Origin of the sequence: Marinobacter excellens LAMA 842, from assembly GCF_001574445.1 — a bacterium.
Taxonomy (GTDB): Bacteria; Pseudomonadota; Gammaproteobacteria; order Pseudomonadales; family Oleiphilaceae; genus Marinobacter; species Marinobacter shengliensis.
Genome location: NZ_LOCO01000008.1, coordinates 134,904 through 160,385 on the forward strand (window position 1 = coordinate 134,904; position 25,482 = coordinate 160,385).

Annotated in this window: 20 protein-coding genes; 5 read left to right on the forward strand and 15 right to left on the reverse strand. The window is 59.0% G+C overall.

The window, feature by feature from the left end; all coding sequences use genetic code 11:
• Positions 1 to 101 precede the first annotated feature (101 nt).
• Complete coding sequence (locus tag J122_RS09495; protein ID WP_061332022.1) at positions 102 to 953, forward strand: TlpA disulfide reductase family protein; 852 nt, start codon at positions 102 to 104, stop codon at positions 951 to 953.
• A gap of 22 nt (positions 954 to 975) precedes the next feature.
• Here J122_RS09495 and J122_RS09500 read toward each other — a convergent pair whose 3' ends face one another.
• Positions 976 to 2,280: a hypothetical protein gene (locus J122_RS09500; protein ID WP_061332024.1), complete on the reverse strand. Its 1,305-nt coding sequence runs from the start codon at positions 2,278 to 2,280 to the stop codon at positions 976 to 978.
• Positions 2,281 to 2,393: 113 nt separating this feature from the next.
• Positions 2,394 to 3,920, reverse strand: a complete 1,527-nt coding sequence (locus tag J122_RS09505; RefSeq protein WP_061332026.1) for a flavin-containing monooxygenase — start codon at positions 3,918 to 3,920, stop codon at positions 2,394 to 2,396.
• A 228-nt stretch (positions 3,921 to 4,148) separates the two neighbouring features.
• Between J122_RS09505 and J122_RS09510 the strand changes: the two genes are divergently transcribed.
• Entirely contained in the window at positions 4,149 to 6,800 is a 2,652-nt protein-coding gene (locus J122_RS09510; RefSeq protein WP_061332028.1) for a LuxR C-terminal-related transcriptional regulator, read from the forward strand.
• Between the two features lie 154 nt (positions 6,801 to 6,954).
• Entirely contained in the window at positions 6,955 to 9,714 is a 2,760-nt protein-coding gene (locus tag J122_RS09515; protein WP_061332030.1) for a peroxidase family protein, read from the forward strand.
• 69 nt (positions 9,715 to 9,783) lie between these two features.
• Here J122_RS09515 and J122_RS09520 read toward each other — a convergent pair whose 3' ends face one another.
• Positions 9,784 to 10,326 carry a YgjV family protein gene (locus J122_RS09520; RefSeq protein WP_061332032.1) on the reverse strand — a complete coding sequence of 181 codons (543 nt, stop codon included), beginning with the start codon at positions 10,324 to 10,326 and terminating at the stop codon, positions 9,784 to 9,786.
• Positions 10,327 to 10,329: 3 nt separating this feature from the next.
• Entirely contained in the window at positions 10,330 to 11,487 is a 1,158-nt protein-coding gene (locus J122_RS09525) for an ABC transporter substrate-binding protein (protein WP_061332034.1), read from the reverse strand.
• 198 nt (positions 11,488 to 11,685) lie between these two features.
• On the opposite strand from J122_RS09525, the gene J122_RS09530 reads away from it, so the two are divergent.
• Positions 11,686 to 12,354, forward strand: a complete 669-nt coding sequence (locus J122_RS09530; protein ID WP_061332036.1) for a transglutaminase-like domain-containing protein — start codon at positions 11,686 to 11,688, stop codon at positions 12,352 to 12,354.
• Positions 12,355 to 12,357: 3 nt separating this feature from the next.
• Here J122_RS09530 and J122_RS09535 read toward each other — a convergent pair whose 3' ends face one another.
• The 9 genes from J122_RS09535 to J122_RS09575 form a co-directional block, all read right to left on the reverse strand.
• Positions 12,358 to 13,167 (reverse strand): alpha/beta fold hydrolase, encoded by an 810-nt coding sequence (locus J122_RS09535; protein WP_061332038.1) that lies wholly within the window; start codon positions 13,165 to 13,167, stop codon positions 12,358 to 12,360.
• 162 nt (positions 13,168 to 13,329) lie between these two features.
• Positions 13,330 to 14,895, reverse strand: coding sequence for an alkyl hydroperoxide reductase subunit F (gene ahpF, locus J122_RS09540; protein ID WP_061332040.1), 1,566 nt, complete (start codon positions 14,893 to 14,895; stop codon positions 13,330 to 13,332).
• Between the two features lie 222 nt (positions 14,896 to 15,117).
• Positions 15,118 to 15,681 carry an alkyl hydroperoxide reductase subunit C gene (gene ahpC, locus J122_RS09545; protein ID WP_082780548.1) on the reverse strand — a complete coding sequence of 188 codons (564 nt, stop codon included), beginning with the start codon at positions 15,679 to 15,681 and terminating at the stop codon, positions 15,118 to 15,120.
• 128 nt (positions 15,682 to 15,809) lie between these two features.
• Positions 15,810 to 17,027, reverse strand: a complete 1,218-nt coding sequence (locus tag J122_RS09550; protein ID WP_061332042.1) for a choline transporter — start codon at positions 17,025 to 17,027, stop codon at positions 15,810 to 15,812.
• A gap of 241 nt (positions 17,028 to 17,268) precedes the next feature.
• Positions 17,269 to 18,963: a choline dehydrogenase gene (gene betA, locus J122_RS09555; protein WP_061332044.1), complete on the reverse strand. Its 1,695-nt coding sequence runs from the start codon at positions 18,961 to 18,963 to the stop codon at positions 17,269 to 17,271.
• A 27-nt stretch (positions 18,964 to 18,990) separates the two neighbouring features.
• Positions 18,991 to 20,460, reverse strand: coding sequence for a betaine-aldehyde dehydrogenase (gene betB, locus J122_RS09560; protein ID WP_061332046.1), 1,470 nt, complete (start codon positions 20,458 to 20,460; stop codon positions 18,991 to 18,993).
• A gap of 62 nt (positions 20,461 to 20,522) precedes the next feature.
• Entirely contained in the window at positions 20,523 to 21,116 is a 594-nt protein-coding gene (betI, locus tag J122_RS09565; protein WP_061332048.1) for a transcriptional regulator BetI, read from the reverse strand.
• A gap of 154 nt (positions 21,117 to 21,270) precedes the next feature.
• The gene (locus J122_RS09570) at positions 21,271 to 21,987 is read right to left on the reverse strand and encodes a hypothetical protein (protein ID WP_061332050.1); all 717 of its coding nucleotides are present in this window, start codon (positions 21,985 to 21,987) and stop codon (positions 21,271 to 21,273) included.
• A complete protein-coding gene (locus tag J122_RS09575) occupies positions 21,984 to 22,478 on the reverse strand; it encodes an RNA polymerase sigma factor (RefSeq protein WP_061332052.1) in 495 nt (164 codons plus the stop codon). The genes J122_RS09570 and J122_RS09575 overlap by 4 nt, the downstream gene beginning before the upstream one ends.
• Before the next feature lie 137 nt (positions 22,479 to 22,615).
• Between J122_RS09575 and J122_RS09580 the strand changes: the two genes are divergently transcribed.
• Positions 22,616 to 23,956, forward strand: a complete 1,341-nt coding sequence (locus J122_RS09580) for a S8 family serine peptidase (protein WP_061332054.1) — start codon at positions 22,616 to 22,618, stop codon at positions 23,954 to 23,956.
• On the opposite strand, the gene J122_RS09585 is transcribed toward J122_RS09580, so the two are convergent.
• On the reverse strand, positions 23,953 to 24,909 hold the full coding sequence (locus J122_RS09585; protein ID WP_061332056.1) for a hypothetical protein: 957 nt from the start codon (positions 24,907 to 24,909) through the stop codon (positions 23,953 to 23,955). The two genes, J122_RS09580 and J122_RS09585, sit on opposite strands and share 4 nt — an antisense overlap.
• Before the next feature lie 65 nt (positions 24,910 to 24,974).
• Positions 24,975 to 25,481, reverse strand: coding sequence for a hypothetical protein (locus J122_RS09590; protein ID WP_061332058.1), 507 nt, complete (start codon positions 25,479 to 25,481; stop codon positions 24,975 to 24,977).
• Between the last annotated feature and the right edge of the window lies 1 nt (position 25,482).

The following is a 25,482-nucleotide window of genomic DNA, read 5'->3' on the forward strand; positions in this document are numbered from 1 at the left end:
CAGGCTTTCATTTCCAGTCGAATAAATGGAACTCTGACCCGCCCTGCCGGTCACTAGATGCCATACCTGTTCCAAACATCCTTTCATAACCCGGAGATACCATGCTCAGTGTTGGCGTTGGCCCTGTCAGTTTTTCTGTCGGGCATCTGCTTCTGGTCCTGGCTTTCATAGTTGCTCTGATCGTCGGGGGCATCACCGGCCGCAAACATGGAACACCCATTGCCGGCACATTGGCGGATATTTTCGTGGTCGCCATGCTCAGTGCCCGCATCGGGTTCGTGATTCGCTATTACGAGCACTACCAGGGCGACTGGCTGGGCATGATTGATATCCGGGACGGTGGCTTTGATATGGTCACAGGCCTGGTCGCTGCCCTGGTGTTTGCCGGCTTCCTGATGTGGCGCCGGGCCAGCAGCCGCCGGGCACTGGGCACTGCCATGGTCGCCGGCCTGCTGACCTGGGGCCTGACCGGCGGTGCCATTCAGCTGATCAACCAGCAACTGAAAGGTCTGCCCGAAGTCGCGCTGACCGACCTCAACGAGCAACCGGTCGATTTGAGCGCGATCGCCAATGGCCAGCCTACCGTCGTTAACCTGTGGGCCACCTGGTGCCCGCCCTGCATCCGGGAAATGCCGGTGCTGGAAGAGGCCCAGAAGCGCTATCCGGGCATCAATTTCGTTTTTGCCAATCAAGGCGAGCACCCGGAAACCATCCATCGCTTCCTGTCTGAACAGAACCTGGACCTGCACCATGTACTGAGCGATCGCCAGGGCCAGTTCGGTCGGGTGACCGGCAGCCACGGCCTGCCCACCACCCTGTTCTACAACGCTGAAGGCAACCTGGTAGACAGCCACATGGGTGAATTGTCCCGCGCCAGCCTGGCTCGATCGCTGGAGCGTTTCGATCCGCAATTCCTGGTGGCATATGACGAAGCGGTCGGATACGCAGAATAAAGCCACGGATTGCGAAAACGGATCAGGCCAGCCAGACCGTCAGGCCAGCGGCAATAGCACTGGCGGCGGACAACGCGATTAACGACAACGCCAGGCTCCACCTCAAGGACGCATCCCGGGCGCGATAACCTGTCAGCCGCTCCATGATCAGGGCATTGGCCGCAAACGGGGTGCCGAACGCCGTGATACCCCAGCCGGTGACCATGGCAAAGCCCAACCCCAGCACGGCGCCAGGTGGCCACGCTGGCCCCAGGATACCGCCAATCAAGGTACCGGTTAGGATCGGGTTGGCACCGGCCAGTCCGGCCATAAAGAAACTCCAGGGCACCAGTGCCGCCAGTACCGGCCACGCCCAGCCCGGCAAGCCCATATTGCCGTTCACCTGCCCAAGCACCACCGCACTGATCACCGAACCAATAAAAGCGGAACCACCGACAATGGCCAGTTCATTACTGACATTGGCCATCGTGGGTGGGCGGGGCGTGTGGCCGCCAGCGAAGGACAGCCCCCAGCCGATGATGACCGCCGCCAGGCAGCTCAGGGTAACCGAACGAGCGTAACTGAATTCATAAACATGGCTGAACAGGAATACCCCGATACAGATGCCCAGGATAATCCCGCCAAACCGCAACCAGGCTGCAGCCCCGGCGGTGTCTGCGGCTGCGCCCGTTTCAAGCTGCGGCTCCGGCTCGCGCCAGAGAAAACCCGCCAGAAGCACCAGCATGGCGAACGGCAGTGAAAGACCAATGAGCTGAGCACCGCCAAGGGTGGGCAGAAGCGTCAATGTCAGCGCTACGGAGATGGATAACGGAGACCAGATTGGTGATACACCAAAGCCTCGGAGCACCGCCCGGGTGCTGTTGCGGGTGGCCGCCGAATCGCCGGAACGGCGTATTCGCTCGGAGATCAGGCTGCCAACCACCGCCACGGAGCCGAAGTTGAGTGGTACCGACACCAGCGCCGTGCCGAACGCCAGGCTCGCATACCGGGTACCCGGCTTGCCACTGAACAGACTGCTGGAGATTCGTTGAAGATCCCGGGAACCGGCCAATACCGAAGACAACAACATGACCGACAGAATCAGCCCGGCCAAACGGGTCATGTTCCCGGCCGCCCCTTCCACCAATCCGGGGTCACGGCCAAACGCAAAGGCCATCGCCAGCACCGCCACGGCGAAGACCCCTCGGGGTACCCGGCGCATATCCCGCCAGCCAAGACTGACCGCCATGCTTACGGCCACCGCGCCCAGAAATGCCATGCCCGGCAGGGTCGCCAGTACTGCAGCAATCAGGGCCACATAGGCCAGTACGGATCGGAGTGTGGACACAGCAAGGTTCCCGGCAGGTCAGTCGAGTAGCATGGTGACCTGCCATGTTAAGGAACCTATCTACACAGCGCTATCCGCAATTATGGGGATACCCTGCGCCAATGGCTGTCCGCTCAGGCCCCGAACAACGCCGAGCGCAGCGGCTTCAGGAAGCCCGACTTCTCCGGGCTGGCCTGCTGGCTGCGCCGGCCATCAAACTCCAGATACCCGTCTTCAATGGGCTCAAAGCGCAGGATTTTCACATCCTTCAGATAATTCTGAGACGCCTTCCAGGGCCCGTGAGTGCCCTGGCGCGGCAGGCGATCTTCGGCACGCTTGATGTAACCGGCGTCCAGCGAACCCAGAATGGTGTCGTTACCCAGGCTGTTTTCCGTGTCTCGCGGCACCACCACCTGATAACCCTTGCGATCCATATGGTTGATCAGCCGGCACAGGTATTCGCTGGCAATATCGGCCTTGAGGGTCCAGGAGATGTTGGTGTACCCGAAGATCATGGCGGCGTTGGGCATGCCTTCCACCATCACGTTCTTGTAGATCACCTTTTCCTTCAAGACTACGCCCTGGCCATCCACCGTGGGCTGGATACCACCCAGCATCTGAATATCCAGGCCGGTGGCCGGAATGATGATATCTGCTTCGAGCTCTTCACCGGATTTGAGGCGAATGCCGGTGTCGGTGAAACGTTCAATATGGTCGGTTTTGATCGAGGCGGTACCCGCCTTGATGGCATCAAACAGGTCGCCGTCTTTAACCACACACAGGCGCTGATCCCAGGGGTTGTAGTCCGGGGTGAAATGGCGCATATCCGCTTTGCCCTTCAACTGGCGTTTGATCACCGACAGGAACAGCCGGCGCATGGCCTTCGGGCTCTTGCGGGAACGCTCGTAGAGCAGGCGCGAAATCGAGATATTCCGGGCACGGGTCAGCCGATAGGCGGCTTTCTCCGGCAGTACCTTCTGCAGCGCCAGGGTAACCTTATCAGTCGACGGCAAAGGCATCAGGTAGGTGGGCGAGCGCTGCAGCATGGTTACATGGGCCGCTTTTTCCGCCATGGTGGGCACCAGGGTAATGGCGGTCGCCCCACTGCCAATCACCACCACCTTCTTGCCGGTGTAATCCAGGTTCTCCGGCCAGTGCTGTGGGTGCACCACCTGGCCCTTGAAGTCCTGCTCGCCGGGGAAATCAGGCTTGTAGCCCTGATCGTAGTTGTAGTAACCGGTGCAGCCCACCAGGAAGCTGGCCGTGTAGGTCTCCGCTTCGCCGGTTTTTTCGTTCACCGCCGTCAGATTCCAGCATTTTTCCTCACTGGACCAGTCAGCAGTCTTTACCGCCACACCGTAGCGGATGTTCCTTTCCACATCGTTTTCCCGGGCGGTGTCGGCCACGTACTGCTTGATAGAAGCACCATCCGCCAGCACCTTGCCGCCGGTCCAGGGCCGGAAGTTGTAGCCAAAGGTGAACATGTCGGAATCGGAGCGAATGCCGGGGTAACGGAACAGATCCCAGGTGCCCCCTAACGACTGCCTGCGCTCGAGAATAGCGAAGCGCTTGCCGGGGCATTCCCGTTTCAGATGGCAGGCCATGCCAATGCCGGAAACGCCGGCGCCGATGATCAGAACGTCATAATGTTGGTGGCTCATGACTGTTACTCCCGGGCTTATCGTTGTTATCAGATGCCTGTACGTTACGCCGGGCCTCGGCCTGTGCAATTGGCCCCATTATCGACACCTCGCCGTAGGCGCGGCCAAAATGTAATTTTTCACAATGTGAATTGAGCAAGGGTTGGCCGCCGAACTTCGGACTATGCTCAGACCCATCAAGCAAGCCTTTGCGGCAACGTGCCACGGGACATAACAACAAGACACTCCATGCATCGTGAACCTATGATCACCCAAGGTCCGACGCCATTACTGGACCGCCCTGCACTGGTACAGGCACTGGACCAGGGCTCGCTCAAGCGACTGACCCTGCTCACTGCGCCCGCCGGGTCTGGCAAATCGACCCTGATACGCCAGTGGCTGGCAACGGAGCCTGACCGCCCTGCCGCTCTGATGACGCTGCAGGATCTGGACCGTGACCCAGCGCGTTTTTTTGCCCGGTTGGCACAGACCATTCGGGCGAAAGCACCTGACTTCGACAGCTCGGCCTTTACACCTTTTGACGCTGGCAGCCACTGCACTCCGTCGACCATTGCCGAGGCGCTCGTGCACAGTCTGGCCCCAATTGACCATCCGGTTGTTCTCATCCTGGATGATTTTCAGCACCTGTCCCACACACCGGTCATCACCGACACCTTCAACCGGTTGCTCGACCACCCACCGGCATGCCTGCACCTTATCATCGCCAGTCGGGCCAGGCCCGCTTTGAAGCTGAGCCAGCTCAAGCTGAATCAGGACATGCTGGAACTCAGCGCTCGAGACCTGCAGTTCAGCAGCACCGAGGCAAAACAACTTTGCCAGAGCCTTGGCAACGCGGCGGTGGCAACAAACACTCTGGATCACCTGTTGCGCATCACCGAAGGCTGGATTACCGGGTTGCGCCTGGCACTCCTGGCCGCCCGGGAGCAAGGCATTGAAGCCCTCGATTCCTTTTCCGGCAATCAGCCGGAAGTCATGGCCTATTTTGGCGACATGGTTCTGCAAGCCCTGCCCAGCTCGTTGCGCAGCCTGTGTCTGCAAAGTGCCTTGTTCGACCGAATTACCGGCTCTCTGTGCGACCAGGTCCTGAAACACACAGGTAGTTCGTTGATACTGGAACACCTGGCCCGGCAGGAACTGTTCCTGATGCCGATGGATCATGACCCCGGCTGGTACCGGTTCCACCCTTTGTTGCGGGATTTTCTGCAGACGCGTTTGGCCATGGAGTCTCCCGCACTGATACCGGCACTGCATCGCCGAGCCGTCCACTGGTTCCTGAGCAGCGGTGACTATCATCAGGCTCTGAAACATGCACAGAGCAGCGACGATGCCGTCTTGCTTGGCGACATTCTGGAAACCGCCTTCGGTATCTGGTCACGGGAAGGGCACTTTTCACGCATCCTGTTCTGGGAATATCGGCTGCAAAACAGCCCACTGTTACTACGAACAGGCGTGGCTGTGCCTTTGCTTTGCACGTTGATTCTGTCGCGGCGCTTTCATCAGGCCAGCACCATGTTGGAACGCTTTCGCGATGCCGGGCCAAGGGATGTGTCCCCGGATCATCACCGTGTCTTGCTGCGATTTCTTCAGTTGTATCTGGAGCTGTTCCAGAACGACAATCGCTTCATTGGTCGACAGGACTATCAGGATCTCGTTCAACAAAGCCGGCTGTACGACATTTTCCCCCTGAGCCTGTGCATGGCGGCTTACCACCACCTGCAGCATGCCCGCCCCGAGCAGGCACTGGAATATGCCAGCCAGGCCCTCGAAGTGCTGAAGCAAAGTGGCCATCACTTCATGATGGATTACGCCAGCCTGATCATCGCCCTGTGCCATCGCAGCCTGGGCCGGCCGGGCCAGGCCATGAGGGATATTCAAGGTGCCTATCTGAATATGCCCATAGACGGCGCGGCCCGCATACTAAGAAGCACCGCCATGGTGGTCGCGCTGTATGATCAGAACCGGCTTGCCGAGGCCAACACGCTGTGCCGTGAGCTGTTGCCAAAACTCAACAAAACATCCGCCATCGAAGTTATTGCCACGGTCTACCTTACCCACGCGCGATGCCTGTTCGCCCTGGGCGACCGAGACAAAGCGACCTACATCCTGGGTAAACTGGAACACATTCTCGAGCCGGAAAAAAACCGACGTTTTATCAGCCACCTGATCGCTGAGCGCATTCGCCAATGCTGGCTTAACGGCGCCCGGGAACGGGTAGAACAAGCCGCCGTTCGCGCCGGCTTGCCCACCATGCTCCAAAAGGGGGACTGGGATACGCCCGGCACGTACAGTGAATACCGCGAGCGCCTGGGGCTTGCCACCGTGTACTGGCTGCGCGCTACCGGACGCAAAGCCCAGGCCGGCCGAATCCTGCGCTTGCTGGCCCGGGAACTTGCCGATACCGGTCTTGTCAGTCGAGCCTTGGTGGTCAGTGCCAACGAATGGTTAAGCCGGGACGACAGCTCCCGCAACAGTAAAGAGGCCCTGGACGCACTGATCCAGCACTACGGGCTACACAACATGACCCGAAACCTGTTTGATGAAGCGCCCGGCTTCGGCAAGTTACTGGCCGGAGCCAGTGACCACGGCCTGGTTTTGCCCGACAACTACCTCGCGCTGTATGGCAATCTGGTCCCGGAATCGGCCCGCTCCGCTGCGGCAGTCAGACCAGACCCCTTAACCCTGCTGACCCACAGAGAACAAGACATCTACCGATGCCTGCTGGGCGGGCTCAGCAACAGCGCCATCAGCCAGCAAACGGGCACCACGGTATCGACCATCAAATGGCACCTGAAGAATATCTACAGCAAACTGGGTGTTCGTAACCGCACTGAGGCGGTCCTGCTCGCCGCCAGCCACGACCCCGCAAACACTGACGCCTGACACGACAGCAAAAACGACCATCTGTTCACATTTTTCCAAAGCTCTGCTTTTAACTCCCCCCTCCCCCTACCTGAGTAGGGGGTAATGTCACCCGGAGTCAGTAAACCTAGGCCTGCTCCAACAACCACAATAATCTGAAACAAGGAGAGCGATCATGGCCATCACTCCGTGGGTCACCTGGCCCGCACTGACCAAATTCGGCAGCCTCGGCATAGTTGCCGGACTGCTAACGCTGGGTATTGAACGTACCGAGCTGCTCAACAACAACATGTTTGATGTCGAAGACTGGGACCGTTACAACGCCGAGATCACCTGTGACGAACGCAGCCTCACCGCCCGTACCGAAGACGGCACCTGTAACATTCTGTCCAACCCCGCCGAAGGCTCGGCCCACACCCGGTTTGGTCGCAACGTCGATCTTGCACTGACCTACGCCGAAACCGAGAACGACACGCTGCTCACACCCAACCCGCGGGATGTCAGTAACTCGCTGATGGCCCGTGACGGCGACATGCAACCCGCCACCATCGTCAACTTCATCGCGGCGTCGTGGATTCAGTTCATGGTGCACGACTGGTTTGACCACGGCCCCCGTGCCACTGACAATCCGATTCTGTTCCCGCTGCCCTCGGGCGATCCGCTTGGCTCTGGCACCATGAGCGTGCAACGCACCCAGCCGGATGCCAGCCGCACCGCTGCGGACGCCGGCACGCCACAAACCTACCAGAACATCAACACCCACTGGTGGGACGGCTCCCAGATTTACGGCAGCGACAAAGCCACCAACGACGAGATCCGCGCCTTTGTCGACGGCAAACTGAAAGTGAATGCGGATGGCTCGCTGCCGACCGAATTCTTCAGTGGCAAGCCGGTTACCGGCTTCAGCGAAAACTGGTGGGTAGGCCTGAGCATGCTGCACCGGCTGTTTACCCTTGAACACAACGCCATCGCTGAGCGCCTGAAACAACAATACCCGAACGCCAGCGATCAGTGGTTGTACGATCGGGCACGACTGGTCAACGCCGCCTTGATGGCCAAGATTCACACCGTGGAGTGGACCCCCGCCATCCTCGACAACCCCATTCTTGAGCGCGCCATGTACGCCAACTGGTGGGGCATTGGCGGTGACCGGGAAAACCGCGAGTTCTTCCAGAAAGCGCTGGATGACCTGAGCAACAACGTTCAGGGTATTGCCAATCTGTTCCGCCTGCTGGGCATCGACAGCGACCTGGCCAACATGGAACCCGGCGTAATTGATCATGCCCTCGGCGGCCTGGTAGGCTCCCGCGCACCGAACAACTACGACGTGCCCTACACCCTGACCGAAGAATTCGTGTCAGTTTACCGTATGCACCCCCTGATGCGGGATGACATCGAAGTCTATGACCTTGGCAGTAACGTAATCAGCCAGCGCATCCCCATTCCAGACACCCGGGATGGCGATGCTGAGAACGTGCTGGACAGCGTTGGTGCGGATCGCCTGTGGTACTCCTTCGGTATCACCCATCCGGGCGCTCTGGTTCTGAAAAACTACCCGGACTTCCTGCGTAACCTGTCGCTGCCCATTGTGGGTGATATTGACCTGGCCACCATCGACATCGTGCGTGACCGTGAGCGTGGTGTGCCCCGCTACAACGAATTCCGCCGGGCCATTGGCCTCAAGCCGATCACCAGGTTTGAAGATCTGACCTCTGATCCGGAGATTCTGTCTGAACTCAAGCGCCTGTATAACAACGACATCGAGATGATCGACACCCTGGTGGGCTCGCTGGCGGAAGAAACCCGTCCGGACGGCTTCGGCTTCGGTGAAACCTCGTTCCAGATCTTCATCCTGAACGCTTCCCGCCGGCTCATGACCGACCGCTTCTTTACCACCGATTACACCGCCGAGGTGTACACCCAGGAAGGTATCGACTGGGTCGAGAACAACACCATGGTGGATGTGCTCAAGCGCCACCACCCGGCACTGAGCACCTCGTTGGCCGGTATGGACAACGCGTTCAAGCCCTGGGGCCTGAACATGCCTGCCGAGTATGAGAGCTGGACCGCAGAGCAGAAGCAGATGCACCTGTGGGTGAACGGCGCAACTCGAACCGAATACAAAGACGGAGAACTGCCAGCACAACAGGATGTGAACATTGGCGGGCTGATTGGCTCCATCCTGTGGGACAAGGTGCGCAGGGATTCCGATGTGGCGCCCCCAGGTTATGAGAAGCCCATTCATCCTCAAGCCGTCATGGGACGAGTCGAATTCAACGCCACTGGCAACCACGGCTATACCGGCCTGTTTCAGGGCGCAGACCACGGCCTGATGCGCCTGTCGATCACCGGTGACCCGGAAGCCCGCGGCTTTGCCCCTGGACTGGCACTGAAGCTGTTCGTGGACGGTCAGCCGTCAGAGAACATCTCGGCGCTGTACACCCTGTCTGGCCAGGATGATAACTACAACTTCTTTGCCAACGAACTGTCCAACTATGTGTCACCAGAGCTGAACGACTCCCTGGGCAGCACTATCCTGTTCTCGACAGTCTCCACCAAACCCACACTGGTGATGGCGGATGCGATGGCAAAAGTAAGCCAGAACGGCGACAGGGTCAGCAATCCGAAGGTGCCAACCCAGGTGTACTTTGTGCCCAATCCGCAGTTGACCCAGGACTTCCCGACAGAAGCGCACGACTTCCGGGACAGCCTGATGACCCTGCCAGAAGGCACCAAGGTGTATGACGTGTACGCCACCGACCGGAGCATCCGTACCTCGATCTTCCCGTCGCTGAACCGTCGTTACGCCAATGAGCGTCGCAACAGCGCAGTTAAAGTGGGTGAAGTAACCCTGACCTCACCGATGATTGCCTCACAGTTCGGTGACTCCGGCGTGTTCTTCAAGCACCAGCGCTACGAGGACCGGAACAAGTAATCCTGGCCCTTCAGATGTGACAAAGCCCCGGCAACGGGGCTTTTTTGTGCTTGTTTGACCGCCAGCGGCCTACAGGTCCACACCGGGATATTTCAACCGCGCCCGGTGCAGCCGGTAAATGGTAATCACATTGGTGACCAACACCATGGCTTCTGCCAGAATGCCGCCCACCGAGCCGATCACAATGTTGTTGAGCATCCAGGACAGCGCAGCAAGGCCAAGCACAATTCGCAAGGCAATGCCCTTAAGCAGGAACATACCGACGGTGCCAAGCACCGCGGCCATAAGCGGGAAGATATCTGTCGCCGTGGCCCAGGTGAGCCAGGCCACCAATAGATTGATCGCTAACAGCCCGGCCATGATCGACCAGCTGCCTTTGAACCGGCGGGCCAGGGCAATACGCACGATTACCAGCACGGTCAAGGCCGCCGCCGTCCAGCTCTGGAAAAACGCAAACATCAACGCAAAAGCAATGTTGGCGGAGATGAGCAGCACCATCAGCCGGTCGTCGTTTTTGTTGGCAAAACCGACGATGCAAAACGCCAACGCAACCAGGCCAAAGACCTGACCAAGAATTTCAGCGATGGTGAGTTCCGACATAAGTTCCGTCATGATTCACCGATGGCCTGCCACCTCACCTGACTCTCTGTGTTGTGCAAGAGCCTCTGAAAATTGATCCATCAAGTGATCGGCGCTAAAGGGTTTATCCTGCAGCCCGGCATTCAACGCCCGGCTGAATTGCTGGAAGTTCACAGCCTGCCAGCTTGCGGGTGTCAGAATGCGCTCCACCGTATCCACATTGTCCCGAGTTGCCGGTTCAAACCGGTAACTCAACGCCGCAGACGACGGTCCATCAGCAAAGTCCACGCCCTGGTGATAGTCGTGCAGAAGCAGCAGGGCCAAGCCACCCCCCATGAAATGGCGGCCAAGACTGACCACCAGCTCGCCCTCACGGATCGCCTCAAGGGCATGGGGCTCCCAGTCGAAACCGCCGATCACCAAGTCTTTACCCGGCTGCCTGCCAGTCCTTTTTACCGCCTCAATAGCCCCTAGCGCCATGCCGTCACTGGCACTCCAGATAGCGACGGCCTGCGGGTAGCGTCTTAACAGCACCAGCATCTTGTCCTTGGCCTGCTGTTGGCTCCAATCCGCGTGGACCAGTTGTAGAAGCTCACTGTTCTCGGCGTCTGTAGCGGCCTTCAAGCCCCGGTCGCGATCAGTACCCGCCGAAGAATCCCGAGTGCCGGTCAACGCCACCACGGGCAGCGGCTGGCTCGGCTCGGTTAAGGTCAGGCTTTGGGCGTGTTGCTCAAGAATCGCGATCAGGTTGGCGCCGCCCTCAACGTTGTCAGGGGCCATGTGGCCAATCCAGTTAGGCAGTGTCTCCCGGGGCATGCCCACGGCAGCGCGGGTTGCCTCCGGTACGTCGGTATTGAAGGTAAACACCTTCACATCCAGCTCGTTGGCGTGCATCAGGATCTGAGTCGTAACGTGTTCTTTACACATGATCACCAGATAATCCGGGCGGTCGTCGCGGCTGAGCACCTGTTCCGCCATCTGGAGGTAACTGAATCTGTGGCGATCCTGATCAAACTGAACCTCAAGCTCCAGGTTCAGATCGCTCGCCACTTCCCCCATAAAATCCGCCACCATGTGCCAGAACCGGGAATCGTCTGGCGACAGGAAAACCACGTTGGGCCGAGTGCCCGCCTCTGCCACTCTCAGCAGGGCGCATAAAACAAGTAGTGCCAACAGGGCTGTACGGAACATCATCTATTATCTCACCCTGGGCGACGTTGGCCGCGGTTGGTCGTCAGTGTCACTAAATTACCGGTGGTACCACACCCAGACAAGCAGCAATTGGTAACCGCCGATAACAGCGGCCATTGGAATTGGTGGAAAAAGTCATTGCCCATAGCTTGCTAACCGAGAGATCATCCAGTCACCATGCGCCAATGCCGGACCACTAAAATGGACAACTATCTTAAAGCCACTGCGTTCTTTGACTATGACAAGCCCGAAGTCAAAGACTGGATTAACCAGCAGTTGGAAGGTGTGCAGAACGATCCGGTGGAACAGGCCAAGGCGCTCTATCTGGCAGTCAGAGACAGCGTGCATTACAACCCCTACGTGTTCCAGACCGATCCGCGCACCCTGTCCGCCAGCTATGCGCTGGAGAGTCGTGAAAGCTACTGCATCCCGAAAGCCGTATTGTTAGGCGCCGCCGCTCGTGCCATCGGCATTCCCAGCCGTCTGGGCCTGGCAGACGTGCGCAATCACCTGTCCAGCCCCAAGCTGATTGAATGGCTGCAATCCGACATCTTCCGCATGCATGGTTTTATTGAGCTGTACCTGAATGGTCGATGGGTGAAAGCCACCCCCGCCTTCAACCGGCAGCTGTGTGACATGATGAAGGTCGAGCCCCTGGAGTTTGATGGCGTGACCGATTCGGTGTTCCAGGAATTCACAGAAGACGGCCAGGCCCACATGGAATACATCAACGACCACGGCGTATTTGACGACGTGCCCTTTGATTTTATCGTTGATGGCGTGCGCGCTGCCTATGGCCATCTGTTTACCGGGGAAGGACAACCGGCTCAGGTAAAGAGCAGCCTGGAACAGGATCTGTCTGGCCGCTAGACCTCAGCCCTCAACGCGATGCGTCATGACCTGGCGAATCTTGCGGGACAGCTCCTCTGGCGCGCTGAGCTGGGGGTAATGCCCCTCCGCATCCAGCGACGTGCAACGGGCATCGGGGATACGCTTGGCCATGTAACTGACCACCGACACCGGTACAACAATGTCGGAGAGCCCGTACAAAATGTCGACCGGCACGGGAACCTTCGGCAACTCGTCACGGAAATCGCACAGAAAGGTGACCTCGGCAAATTTCCGGAGCAGCACCGGGTCGGTCGACATAAAACTGCGGATCAGGCGTTCCGTCAGTTGCGGGCGGTGGCTGTTTTCCATTACCAGCGGCGCCAGTGAATGGGCCCAACCTTCCTGATCCCGCTCGATCATGTCCAGCATCGCCAAAACATCCGGTCGCTGGAACCCGCCCACATAATCATCATCGTTGGTATAGCGAGGTGAGGGGTTGATGGCGACGATGTGCCGAAACCTGTCCGGCAACATGATGGTTGCCAGCAAGCCAATCATGCCGCTGACCGAATGCCCGACAAGGGTAACCGGCTGGTCTGCCACCGCATCCACCACATCGAGCAGATCAAGGGCGTAACCCCGCAGCGAACCGTGGCGCTCGGACCGGTAGGATCGACGGTCCGATCGGCCACAACCCACATGATCAAACGTGACAACGCGAAAATCCTTCTCGAACGCGGGCGTGACATCTTCCCACACCATCTGGTCACATCCGAAGCCATGGGCAAACACCAGGGTATGGTCCCCCGCCCCCCGAACCGTCACCCGGTTTCTTTGTATAACACTGGCCATGCCGATGCCCTGATGGTGAATGTGGCGAACAACTCACGATCAGTCTGGCCTAATACACGCAACTTATCTAGCCGACCAACAGCCATAAAAAAACCGATACCTGCGTCCTACAAGTATCGGTTTCAGGGGTCAGCCCGAATAGATCAGGCTTGCGTGAACAACTTACTCTGCCGAATTCCGGATCAGGAAATCGAAGGCACTCAAGGCGGCTTTGGAACCTTCGCCCATCGAAATCACGATCTGCTTGTACGGAACCGTGGTGGCATCGCCGGCGGCGAACACACCCGGAATCGACGTCTCGTTACGATCATTTACGATGATCTCACCGTGCTGGCTCAGCTCAATATCACCTTTCAGCCACTCGGTGTTCGGCACCAGGCCGATCTGAACAAACACGCCTTCCAGCTCAACGTGGTGCGCTTCACCGGTGGTACGGTCGGTGTAGTTCAGGCCACTGACCTTACCGTCTTTGCCAACCACCTCGGTGGTCTGGCCGGAGGTAATGATCTTCACGTTGTTCAAGCTACGCAGTTTCTTCTGCAGCACTTCGTCGGCACGCATTTGCTCACCGAACTCAATCAGGGTTACGTGGCCAACGATACCGGCCAGGTCGATCGCCGCTTCCACGCCGGAGTTACCACCACCAATCACCGCCACGCGCTTGCCTTTGAACAGCGGGCCGTCGCAGTGCGGGCAGTAGGCCACGCCCTTGTTGCGGTACTCTTCCTCACCCGGCACACCCATCTGGCGCCAGCGGGCACCGGTAGACAGAATCACCGTGCGGGCTTTCAGGGAACCGCCGTTCGCCAGCTTCACTTCATGCAGGCCACCGGTTTGCGCCGCGGGAATCAGCTTCTCCGCGCGCTGCATGTTCATGATGTCGACTTCGTATTCGTTAACGTGCTGTTCCATGGCCGCCACCAGCTTCGGGCCTTCGGTGTAAGGCACGGAGATCAGGTTTTCGATACCCATGGTGTCTGCTACCTGGCCACCAAAGCGCTCGGCCGCAATACCGGTTGAAATCCCCTTACGGGCGGCGTAGATGGCCGCTGCAGAACCCGCCGGGCCACCGCCGATCACCAGCACCTCAAAGGCGTCTTTCTGGTTGATCTTCTTGGCTTCTTTCTCCGCCGAGTTGGTGTCCAGCTTGGCCACAACTTCTTCCAGCGTCATCCGGCCCTGGCCCCAGGGCTGGCCATTCAGGTACACGCTCGGCACCGCCATTACCTCACGCTGCTCGACTTCGTCCTGGAACAGGGCGCCGTCGATGGAGGTGTGCTTGATGTTCGGGTTCAGCACACTCATCAGGTTAAAAGCCTGCACCACGTCCGGGCAGTTCTGGCAGGACAGGGAGAAATAGGTTTCAAACTCGAACTCACCGTCCAGTTCCTGGATTTGCTGAATCACTTCCTGAGAAGCCTTGGACGGGTGACCGCCCACCTGCAGCAGCGCCAGTACCAGGGAGGTAAACTCGTGGCCCATGGGAATACCAGCGAAACGCACGCCAATGTCGGTGCCCACACGGTTGATGGCAAACGATGGACGACGCACATCGGCCGAATCTTCAGTCCGCAGGCTGATTTTCTCGGACATCGGCTCGATTTCTTCCAGCAGCTGCTTAAGCTCCTGGGATTTCTTGCTGTCGTCGTAGGCTGCTACCAGCTCGATCGGCTGTTGCAGCTTTTCCATGTAGGCCTTCAACTGTCCTTTGATATTGGCGTCCAACATGTTCGGTATTCCCCTTTATGTCGTGAAACTAACTGTCTGAATTCAAAAATGAATCGTTGTCTGAAGTTGCAGGTAAGATAAGGGCAAGCCGGGGCCTTCTCAAATTGATTGACCCAACCCATCTGATAGCTCAGATCTATACGATTCCATAAAGTCGATTGATAGATACAAAAAAGGCCCGCTGTGCGGGCCTTCTTGCAAGTTTCACCCGTGCAGGGAAACTTAGATCTTGCCAACCAGGTCCAGAGACGGAGCCAGGGTTTCTTCGCCTTCTTTCCACTTGGCCGGGCATACTTCGCCAGGATGGTTGCGAACGTACTGGGCAGCTTTAACCTTGCGCAGCAGGTCGTCTGCGTCACGGCCGATGCCTTCAGCAGTGATTTCCATCGCCTGGATAACGCCATCCGGATCGATCAGGAAAGTAGCACGATCTGCCAGGCCCTGGCCTTCACGCATAACACCAAAGTTGTTGGTGATGGTGCCAGTCTGGTCGCCTACCATGTAGTAGTTGATCTTGCCGATGGTCTCGGAAGTGTCGTGCCACGCTTTGTGGGTAAAGTGGGTGTCGGTAGACACAGAGAACACTTCAACGCCCAGCTTCTGCAGCTCTTCGTACTTGTCAGCGACATCGCCCAGTTCGGTCGGGCAAACGAAGGTGAAGTCGGCCGGGTAGAAGAAGAAAATGGCCCACTTGCCTTTCACGTCTGCTTCAGAGATTTCAACAAACTCGCCCTGCTTGAATGCGGTGGCGTTGAACGGTTTGATTTCGCTGTTAATGATACCCATCTCAGAATAACTCCTGTTGGTTCATTTGGGTTTAGGCTTGAAAACGGTGCGTAAGATACGGCTTTGGCCTATTGAGTGAAAATTGATTATTTCCACACCCAGGATAGGCTCAACCTATGTATGGGGCCTTATCCCGCAAGTTCAATCTTTCGGAAATCCAGAATATTTTCTTTTGGTGACGATTTGATGGCCGCCACCTCGGCCCGCTTGTTTGCCAGAATGTAGGCGAAACAGGCGAAATACAGGCCAATCACCAACGCTCCAACCCACTGAATACGCAGAAAATCGAGCTGGAACAGCATGGTCAGCATCACCATGGCGCCAAAATTCACGATCACGTAGTTCATTCGGCCCATACGCCGGGCAGTCAGGTTCAGGTTATCGGTGTACAGTCGAATCAGCGAATCCAGTGAGTTCACCACCATCAGAACCCCCACCGAAATCATGGCCAGGTTGGTCATCGCCGCAATCTTCAGACCCTCAGCGTGGTAATGGAACAGCACCGAGAACCACACACCGATGGCGATGGACGGCACCACCAGCATGGCGATCAGCAACTGCCAGGTTTTGATGCCACTGACAAAACGGGCGGTGAACTGGCCGATCATGATGCTCCAGGAGAACCACCAGAACAGGTAGAACTCATGGTAGTCGTTGATCGGCAGGGCAAATCGGTGAATGTTGGTAAAGTATTCCCCAAGCATGCCTGCGGTACCGAAGAAATCCGCCGGTGAGCCCTTGCCCAGGGCAAAGGCCCGCAGCCACATACCGGCAATCAGGGCAATAAACAACACGCTGGAGCCGATGCTCAGGATACGCACGTATTTGATCTTGGAGCTGGAGTACACCGCCAGAGCAATGGCCGCAAACACGATCACATAGAACGCCGGCATCACGGTTTCACCGTCGCCCAACTGGGGCAGATACCAGGGCAGGTTCACCAGCAACAGGTACGCCGTGAAGGCGCAGGTACCGATGATCACCACGTTATTGATGATTTTCACCACCGGGATTTCAAAAAACTTCACCCTCGGCTCGATGATGGCAAAGTAAAAACACGTCAGGAAGTAGAACCCCCAGATCAGAAAGGCCCAGAAGCCAAATTCAATGGCCAGGGGGTTGGCGAACCCGTATTCCGGGCTGGCAGAAAGATCGGCATAGCTGCCGAACTCGGTCAACGGGAACATGATCAGCCCCACATCCAGGCCCGAGGTGAACAGAATGGCAATGAACGTCAGGGTGCGAACCGGTGTGACACCGATGCACTGTACGTCCCACCATTTGTACAGAATCAGGGCAATGGTGGCGAAGGTGAAGATCAGGCCTGTGGATAACCAGAGTGTCATGCGCAGAGCCTCCGGTTGGTTGTTTTCAGTTTAATGCACAGCATGGGTGTTCCTCCTCTACTTTTTAAGCGCTGCTTAATTCGAATCGGACACAAACCCCCGCGTTTTCTTCTCGTTACGGGCCAGGACTTGCCTATCTGACGCCCAGGAAACGGCCAGCACAGCCGTCGCGTTGATAGGGAAATCCTGATGGTTTGCTAACCCCGGAGGCCTTGCGCCCCCGGGGCCGGGGCTTCGGGCGCTAAATCAGCACCCGTTTTGCTTGCCCCGGTCGTTGGTGTGCCTGCCACTGGTCATCCATTTGGACCGGCACATCCTCAGGTTGCAGGGGCTCCCTGCCCCGGATCAGGTCGGCTGCCCGCTCGGCCACCATGATGGTGGGGGCGTTCAGGTTGCCGTTGGGTATGGTCGGGAAGATGGACGAATCCACCACCCGCAGGTTCTTGATGCCGTGTACCCGGGTGTCTGGCCCGACTACCGCCATTGCGTCGGTACCCATCTTGCAGGAACAGGACGGATGGTAGGCACTCTCCACCGCCTGGCGCACAAAGGCATCGATTTCGTCATCACTCTGCACAGCCACGCCGGGCTGAATTTCCGCACCGCGGTACTGGTCCATGGCGGGCTGGTTGATGATCTCGCGGGTCAGGCGCACGCAATCCCGGAAACCTTCCCGGTCGGCTTCGTGCTCCAGATAATTAAAGCGAATGGTCGGTGCCTGTCTTGGATCGGCGGATTGAACCCGCACATAGCCCCGGCTTTTCGGCTTGTTGTGGCCGATGTGCAGCTGGAAGCCGTCGCCGTCAAAGGCTTCTTTGCCGTCATAGCGCATGGCCGCCGGCAGGAAGTGGTATTGCAGGTCTGGCCACTCAACACCCGCCTTGGAGCGGATAAAACCGCAGGACTCGAAGTGGTTGGTGGCGCCCAGCCCGTCTTTGCGCAGAATCCAGCGCACGCCGATCTTGAGCTTGTTCCACCAGTCCAGCTTGCCGTTGAGCGACACCGGCTGTTTGCAGCGGAACTGGAAGTAGAATTCCAGGTGGTCCTGCAGGTTCTCACCCACGCCGGGCAGCTCGTGCTTGACCTCAATACCGGCCTGTTCCAGCACCTCTCGTTGGCCGATGCCGGACAACTGCAGCAAATGGGGTGAGCCAATGGAACCGGCAGACAGAATCACTTCCTCGGCGGCATTGGCCTCGTGCATCTTGCCGCCCTGCTCATAACGCACACCGGTGGCGGTTTTGCCATCCGCGCCACCAAGCAGCACCTTGTGCACAAGGGCGTGGGTCACCACCGTCAGGTTCGTTCGCGCCATGGCCGGGCGCAGGTAGGCGTTGGCCGTGGACCAGCGACGACCGTTCTTCACGGTCATGTGCATGGCACCGAAGCCTTCCTGCTGGGCGCCGTTGTAATCGGCCGTTTCCAGGTAGCCGGCATCCACACCCGCCTTGATGAACGCCTTGTACAGCGGGTTACGCATGTTGTTGCCGTTGTTGACGCCCAGCGGGCCGGTGTCGCCCCGGTAGTCATCACCACCAAAGGCCCAGGTCTCCGCCTTTTTGAAATACGGCAGTACGTTCTGGTAATGCCAGCCCGTGGCGCCCTCGGAATCCCACTCGTCGAAATCCCGGGCGTGGCCACGAACATAGACCATGCCGTTGATGGACGAGGAGCCACCGAGCACCTTGCCCCGGGGGCAGTGCATGCGGCGGTTATCCAGATACAGCTCCGGCTCGGTCTCGAACTGCCAGGCGTACTTCCTGGTGTTCATAGGAATGGACAGGGCTGTGGGCATCTGGATGAAGATGCTTTTGTCGCTGCCGCCGGTTTCCAGCAGCAGCACCTTGTGGCGGGCGTCTTCGGTGAGGCGGTTGGCCAGCACACAGCCGGCCGAGCCCGCGCCCACAATGATGTAGTCGTATCGGTTTTCTGTCATACGCGTTCTCCTCTGTGGCCGGCGGGATTAAAACGGGGCGTCCAGATCCTGCATTCCGATATAAACGGATTTGATCTGGGTATAGTGCGCAATGGTCTCGCGCCCGTTTTCCCGGCCAATACCGGAGAGTTTGTAACCGCCCACCGGCATTTCCGCCGGTGACGCGCCGTAGCTGTTGATCCAGCAGATGCCCGCCTGGATCTGGTGAATCACCCGGTGCGCGCGGCGGATGTCATTGGTGAACACCCCAGCGGCCAGACCGGTATCGGTACCGTTGGCCCGGGCAATCACCTCGTCCTCATCGCGGAAGGTGAGCACGGACATCACCGGCCCGAAAATCTCCTCCTTCACGATGGTCATGTCGTCGGTGCAGTCGGTGAAAATGGTGGGCTCGACAAAATAACCCCCTTTCGAGTCTTCCGGCTCGAACGCCCGGCCCCCGTGGCTGAGTGTGGCACCTTCTGCGATGCCTTTACCGATGTAGCCCATAACCAGATCCTGATGCTTTTTGGAGATCAGGGCACCGAAGTTGGTGGCCGGGTTCATCGGGTCACCGGCTTTGATGTTCTTGCGGGTGCGTTCCAACAGCCGCTCAATAAAGCGCGGGTAGATGTCTTCGTGCACAAACACCCGGGTGCCGTTGGTGCAGATTTCGCCCTGGGTGTAGAAGTTGCCCACCATGGCTGCAGAGATGGCGTTCTCCAGATCCGCATCGTCAAAGATGATCAGCGGGGATTTGCCACCCAGCTCCATGGTCACGTCTTTCAGGGACGAAGCAGACGCCGCCATCACCTTCTTGCCGGTGGCCACTTCGCCGGTGAACGATACCTTGGCGATCTCCGGATGATGGGTCAGCCACTGGCCCACCTCGGCCGCGCCCTGCACCACGTTGAACACGCCCGCTGGCACGCCGGCCTCGATGAAGATTTCCGCCAGCTTCACTGCGCCCATGGGTGTTTCTTCCGACGGCTTGAAGATCATGGCGTTGCCACAGGCCAGGGCCGGCGCGGACTTCCAGCAGGCAATCTGGATCGGGTAGTTCCAGGCGCCAATACCGGCACAGATCCCCAGCGGCTCCCGACGGGTGTAGTAAAAATCACCGCCCAGGTCTTGCTGATTGCCCTCGATGGACGGCGCCAGGCCGGCAAAGAACTCGATGGCATCGGCACCGGTCACCACATCCACCGCTTCCGCTTCCTGCCAGGGTTTGCCGGTGTCGCGTACTTCCACCGCTGCCAGTTCGTCATTGCGCTCGCGCAGCAGCGCTACCGCTTTCAGCAGAATCCGACTGCGCTCGATAGCCGGGGTGACCGCCCACTGGGCAAAGCCGGCGCGGGCACTTTCAAGGGCGGCCTGCTGCACCGCCTCATCCGCTACTTCCACCTGGTAGATCACCTGGCCGGTGGCCGGATTCACCACCGGGAAGGTCTCACCGGAACGGTTGGCCAGAAACCGGCCGTGGACAAAGTTCTGAACAACAGGAACAGATGCAGACATAAGCGGTTGGTAACCTCGATTCGGTGTCTTCAGGCCTTGTGGGCCATGGCATTCGTGTTGGCTCAGGCGCTTGCCCGGGCCAGTGTCTCGTGAACAAACTGCTTGCAAAGCCGCTCACCGGCTTCAAAGCTTTCGGCCGGGTCCAGGCTCAGGGCGCTGCGCAACCAGAAGCCGTCAATCATCGCTGCGGTTTGTCGGGCCGCTTCCGTGGCCTGCTCTGGTGGCAACACCTGGGCAAACGAGTAGCGCAGGTTGCTATACAGCCGGGCGTTGTTGATCTGCTGCAGCCGCTTCAGCCCCGGCTCGTGCATGGAACGGGCCCAGAAGCTGAGCCAGGTTTTCGCCGCCAGCGCCGAGCGCTGGAACTCGGAAAAGTTGGACTCAATGATGCAATCCAGCCGCTGGGCCGGGGAGCGATCGGTTTTCGCCATGCGCTCCCGCAGCTCCTTGCCGAGCTGGTCCAGCAAATACCGCAAGGCCGCTTCGATCAGCCCCTGCTTGCCCCCGAAGTAATGGCTGATAATCCCGGACGACATGCCTGCCCGCTTGCTGATACTGACAATGGTGGTGTTCTGCATCCCCAGCTCGGCGATGGACTCCATGGTGGCGTCGATCAACTGTTGGCGACGGGTGTCTTTGATTCCGACTTTTGGCATGGCAGGCGAGCGCTTTTCCGTATTTTTTCGTTAATTGAACGTTCAATTAATAAAAAGGTTACAGAAATGTGAGGAAGGATTCAAATATTCCGAACCCGGCTACCGTTTCAGGCGGTAGTCCGGGTCGACCCAACACTTGGCCCATTGCCAGGACTCAGGGGCTGTCCCACCCATCTTGCAGCAGCTGTTGCTCGTCTTGCGGGCTCAGTGCAGGCCCAGCCATCAGTTGATCCAGGGTATCGTCCATGGCCTGACCACCACTGGCTGTCTGGTAGGTTTGGCCGGGCTGGTGCGGTTCAACCTCGGCGTGGGCCACGGCCTGCCACGTGCCGCTGGCATCCCGGCAAGCAACGTTTTCAGAAGAGGACGCCGGTTGATCAACTCGGAACTGACGGCACCAGTCGCCAGCCTGGCTTCGGAAGGTCAGTCGCGGCATGACGGTAGCATCGGAACCAACCTCATAGGCCTGGCCGCTGGGCTTCTGTTCCAGGGCCTGGGCGATGGACGGCCAAGCGGGATCGTCCACCGCCGGTGAACCCAGCCACTGGGTCATGGCGAAGCCGGCCACCACGGCGGCAGCCACCGCTTTACCGGAATGTTCCTTCAGCCGGCGCCACCAGGGAAAGGCCACCACGTTGTCCGGGCGGTTCTCGGGGGCGGCCTGCGCCAGCAATTGCGTTACCCCATCCGGCATGGGCTGTTGATCAATGGCCCCGTAATGCCGCTGCAACTCGGCATCCACCGAGGCCAGTTCCGCCAGCCGGTCCGCCAGGGCCGGGTCCAGGGCGATCTGATCGCGCACCGCGTTCATTTCCGGCTCGCTCAGTTCATTATCGAGAAACGCGGACAGTACTTCGTCTGTGATGTTCATGATTCAGTCCTCATACCCGCCGCCGGCGCCAATGCCTCACTTAACGCGGCTCTTGCTCGAGCCAGGCGGCTCATTACGGTGCCCGTGGGGACTTCCAGAATATCGGCCACTACTTTGTAGGGCAGGCCCTGAATGGCCACCAGTGAGATAATCTGGCGCTGGTCCTGGGGCAGCTCCGCCATGGCCGCATCCACCCTGCTCCATTCGATCTGCTGGGTGGTGTGGTGCTCGCCGTTGATGACCTGGCCATCCGACAACTCCGGCTTTTCGGCCGCTTCCCGGCGAACCTTTCTGGCCCGGCATTCGTCTATCCACACATTACGGCACACCCGGAACGCCCATTTGGTCAGGTCTGCGTCATCCGGCCGGTCCCGTGCCAGCAACCGCTCCACCGTGCTCTGAAGCAGGTCGTCGGCATCCGGCATTGAGCCGGTCAGCGAATAGGCAAATCGCCGCAGCCCAGGTAACAGTTCAGTCAATTCCTGTTGCATGGCATTGTCTTTTCGTGAGTGTTATCAGTAGAACGGCTCAGGCCGAACGTTATTCCCGGCCAAAGGGAATTTTTTTCGCCCCCGGCCGTTAAATAACAAGAAAGCCCTACACCCTTGGCTCAACCGGAAGGCGTTTTATGAAATTCGATACCACCCGTGGCCTGATCAGCGTGCTTACCCTGTGTTCCGTGTCTACCATGGCGCTGGCCATTGGCAGCCAGGCACTGGACAGGCAACTGGACTCTGTGTCCCGCCAGGTTGAGCAGAAAACCGAGCGAGCCATCGAACGCTCCGTGGACCGCCGGCTGGACGCCGTGGAACAGCGCATTGAAGCCCGCGTTGAACAGGCCAGGGGCCAGTTGCCCCGGTTACCGCGCTCTCTCCCTATTCACACGCAGCAAGGCGGCAAAGCGTTCAATGATGTGATGCTGGATGACGGCTTCCGGGCCGTGGAGCGCCAGTGGCTGGCCACCGGCACCGCCGCTGAAGTCGCCGAACTGGACCGCCCTGGCATCACCATTCTGGAGCGCCGTGAACTGACCGGCCTGGGCATGATTCTGGTACGGTTTCGGGTAGCCCCGGCACTGGATTCGCTGGACGCCCTGCAAGCGGAACTGCCGGGGCTGGCAGATCAACTGGACCGGAACCACATTTATGCGCCACAAAGTGACAACGCCCCCGAAAGCAGCGACGTGGCCCGGCCCCAGTGGCAAAGCCTGTGCTCCGCGCCAGTGCGGGTAGGCATGGTGGATACCGCCATTGCGCTGGATCACCCGGTGTTTGGAGGCGCACAGATTGTTCAGGAAAGCTTTCTGGAACTGGCAGAGGCAAAAGGCGAACTTGCCGCTCCCACTGCCCACGGTACGGCAGTCGCCAGCCTGATGATCGGCCGCCAGGCGCCGCAGTGGCCGGCCCGCTTACCGGGGGCCACGCTGTTTAATGCCTCGGTGTTCTATGGGCGGGATCAGGCGCTGTCCGGGGCGACGCTGGGGCACTTGCTGGATGGCCTGAGCTGGCTGGCAACCCAGGAAGTTGCAGTGATCAATATCAGCCTGACCGGGCCAGACAACCGGCTGTTGAAAACAGCCATCGAACGGCTGGATGAACGGGGAATCGGTTTGATCGCCGCTGTCGGCAACGAGGGGCCAGCAGCCGCCCCACTTTACCCGGCCGCCTATGGGCCGGTGATCGGTGTCACGGCCGTGAATGGCTCTGGTGAACTGTACCGCTGGGCCAACCAGGGCGAGCAGGTGCAATTCGCCGCCCCCGGTGTTGCGGTGCCGGTAGCCATACCCGAGGGTGGCATGGCTCTGGACAGCGGCACCTCTCTGGCGGCCCCGGTGGTGGCCTCTGCACTGGCCTGCGAGCTCAGCCAGTTTGATTTGCCCGGTGCCATAGAAGCATTGACGAGCAATGCCAAAGACCTCGGCGAACCGGGCCGCGATACCCGGTTCGGCCATGGTTTGCTGGATTACTAGAAACCCGCTCGCAGCGACACACCTGCCACAAACCGGTCGTAATCCGCGGAATCGATGGTGGAGGTGTAGTGGCCGTAAGACAGCGTCGGTTCCAGACTGAACACTTCGTTCAGGCCCAGCCGCCAGCTGGCTTCCACCACGCGCGCCTTGTCCACCCGCTGGCTGGTTCGCTCGGCCAGATCCCGGGTGAGAAAATCGTTCAGCGGGCGGTTATCCTCTTCCGTGATCACCACCTCATCGTATTCCTGATCTTCATAACGCCAGCCCAACCGGAAGCGGCTGTCCTGGCCACCGACGGTAAACCGGTGCACCAACGCCACCCGCAACCGGAGCAACTGGTTATCGTAGGCATCCGAGCGGGCGTCTTCGTCGTCCAGGTCAACCCCGAACACCAGGTTGCTGCGGGCCTGATTGAAAAAGAAGAACGCATCAAAACTGCCACCCCGGATATCGGAATCCCGGGCCGTGCCCTCGTTAAAATCCTTCGATTTGTCCTGAACACTGGCCAGCAGGTACACGTTCTCGCCAATCAGACTGCCCAGATACAGGCTGGTGCGCCGGAAATCCAGGAACCGGTCAGAATCCAGGGTGGCGTAGGAATAGTGATAGCTGGCGCCCACCGTAACCGGATCAAAATCATAGCTCAGGTCCGCAGAAAGCAGGTGAATGTCCTGATCAAACCGGTCCAGATTATGATACCGGCGCCCGGACAGGTCGTATCCCAGCGTCAGGTTCAGCGCTTCGGTGGGTTTCAGAATGCCTTCCAGCCCGGCCTCAAACACCCAGGCTTCGTCGCTCTGATCCGACGAGGCGTTAAGCTCATCTACCGTCACGTTGCTGTCGTGTTCCAGGCCGCCGGCCAAGTAGCCGTTCACTTCGGAATCCGCTTGTACTGCCGGCACCACAAGCCCCAGCGTTACAAACCAGATCGACATTCGTTGAATGTTACGCATGTCTGCTCCTTGTTCGCTCACAAACAAAGGCCGGGCGCAGGGCCCGGCCATGGTCGGTTGAGTGATTACTGACCACCGTTGCGGACAGAGCCTTGCACAGCACCACGCACAGTGCTCTGTACCTCGCCACGGACCGTGTCAGAAACAGACGTTCCAATCTGCTTGTTGGTTTCAGCGCGAATCTCGGCATTTCGGGCCTCATTCACCCGTTCGCGGGCCTGCTCACGGCGCTGGGCCGCGCTGTCTACGGCGGCTTCGCCCTGAGCCCGGGCCGTGCCGCTGACCCGTTCACCAACTTCAACGCCCATGGTGGCCGCCTGGCTGGCACTTTCACGAGCCTCCGCGCTCACCGTCTCACCGTGGTCGGCGGCTTCGTCACGGGCCGCATCGCCATCAACCTGCGCCTGCGCATTGGCTGAGCCGCTGCCCTGAGCCGACGCACCATCGCGGGCACTGGCCTGGGCGCTCATGTTGGCCTCAGCCTCCACGTTCGCATTGGCGGCACCTTGCTGGGCGAACACGCCGGTGGAAACCAAAGAACAGATTGCGAGTGTCAGTACATGCTTTTTCATG

Excerpts from the sequence above, each read along its gene's own strand:
- J122_RS09495 (WP_061332022.1), top strand. The coding sequence starts at position 102 with ATGCTCAGTGTTGGCGTTGGCCCTGTCAGTTTTTCTGTCGGGCATCTG.
- J122_RS09505 (WP_061332026.1), bottom strand. The coding sequence starts at position 3,920 with ATGAGCCACCAACATTATGACGTTCTGATCATCGGCGCCGGCGTTTCC.
- J122_RS09510 (WP_061332028.1), top strand. The coding sequence starts at position 4,149 with ATGCATCGTGAACCTATGATCACCCAAGGTCCGACGCCATTACTGGAC.
- J122_RS09515 (WP_061332030.1), top strand. The coding sequence starts at position 6,955 with ATGGCCATCACTCCGTGGGTCACCTGGCCCGCACTGACCAAATTCGGC.
- J122_RS09520 (WP_061332032.1), bottom strand. The coding sequence starts at position 10,326 with ATGACGGAACTTATGTCGGAACTCACCATCGCTGAAATTCTTGGTCAG.
- J122_RS09525 (WP_061332034.1), bottom strand. The coding sequence starts at position 11,487 with ATGATGTTCCGTACAGCCCTGTTGGCACTACTTGTTTTATGCGCCCTG.
- J122_RS09530 (WP_061332036.1), top strand. The coding sequence starts at position 11,686 with ATGGACAACTATCTTAAAGCCACTGCGTTCTTTGACTATGACAAGCCC.
- J122_RS09535 (WP_061332038.1), bottom strand. The coding sequence starts at position 13,167 with ATGGCCAGTGTTATACAAAGAAACCGGGTGACGGTTCGGGGGGCGGGG.
- ahpF (WP_061332040.1), bottom strand. The coding sequence starts at position 14,895 with ATGTTGGACGCCAATATCAAAGGACAGTTGAAGGCCTACATGGAAAAG.
- ahpC (WP_082780548.1), bottom strand. The coding sequence starts at position 15,681 with ATGGGTATCATTAACAGCGAAATCAAACCGTTCAACGCCACCGCATTC.
- J122_RS09550 (WP_061332042.1), bottom strand. The coding sequence starts at position 17,027 with ATGACACTCTGGTTATCCACAGGCCTGATCTTCACCTTCGCCACCATT.
- betA (WP_061332044.1), bottom strand. The coding sequence starts at position 18,963 with ATGACAGAAAACCGATACGACTACATCATTGTGGGCGCGGGCTCGGCC.
- betB (WP_061332046.1), bottom strand. The coding sequence starts at position 20,460 with ATGTCTGCATCTGTTCCTGTTGTTCAGAACTTTGTCCACGGCCGGTTT.
- betI (WP_061332048.1), bottom strand. The coding sequence starts at position 21,116 with ATGCCAAAAGTCGGAATCAAAGACACCCGTCGCCAACAGTTGATCGAC.
- J122_RS09570 (WP_061332050.1), bottom strand. The coding sequence starts at position 21,987 with ATGAACATCACAGACGAAGTACTGTCCGCGTTTCTCGATAATGAACTG.
- J122_RS09575 (WP_061332052.1), bottom strand. The coding sequence starts at position 22,478 with ATGCAACAGGAATTGACTGAACTGTTACCTGGGCTGCGGCGATTTGCC.
- J122_RS09580 (WP_061332054.1), top strand. The coding sequence starts at position 22,616 with ATGAAATTCGATACCACCCGTGGCCTGATCAGCGTGCTTACCCTGTGT.
- J122_RS09585 (WP_061332056.1), bottom strand. The coding sequence starts at position 24,909 with ATGCGTAACATTCAACGAATGTCGATCTGGTTTGTAACGCTGGGGCTT.
- J122_RS09590 (WP_061332058.1), bottom strand. The coding sequence starts at position 25,481 with ATGAAAAAGCATGTACTGACACTCGCAATCTGTTCTTTGGTTTCCACC.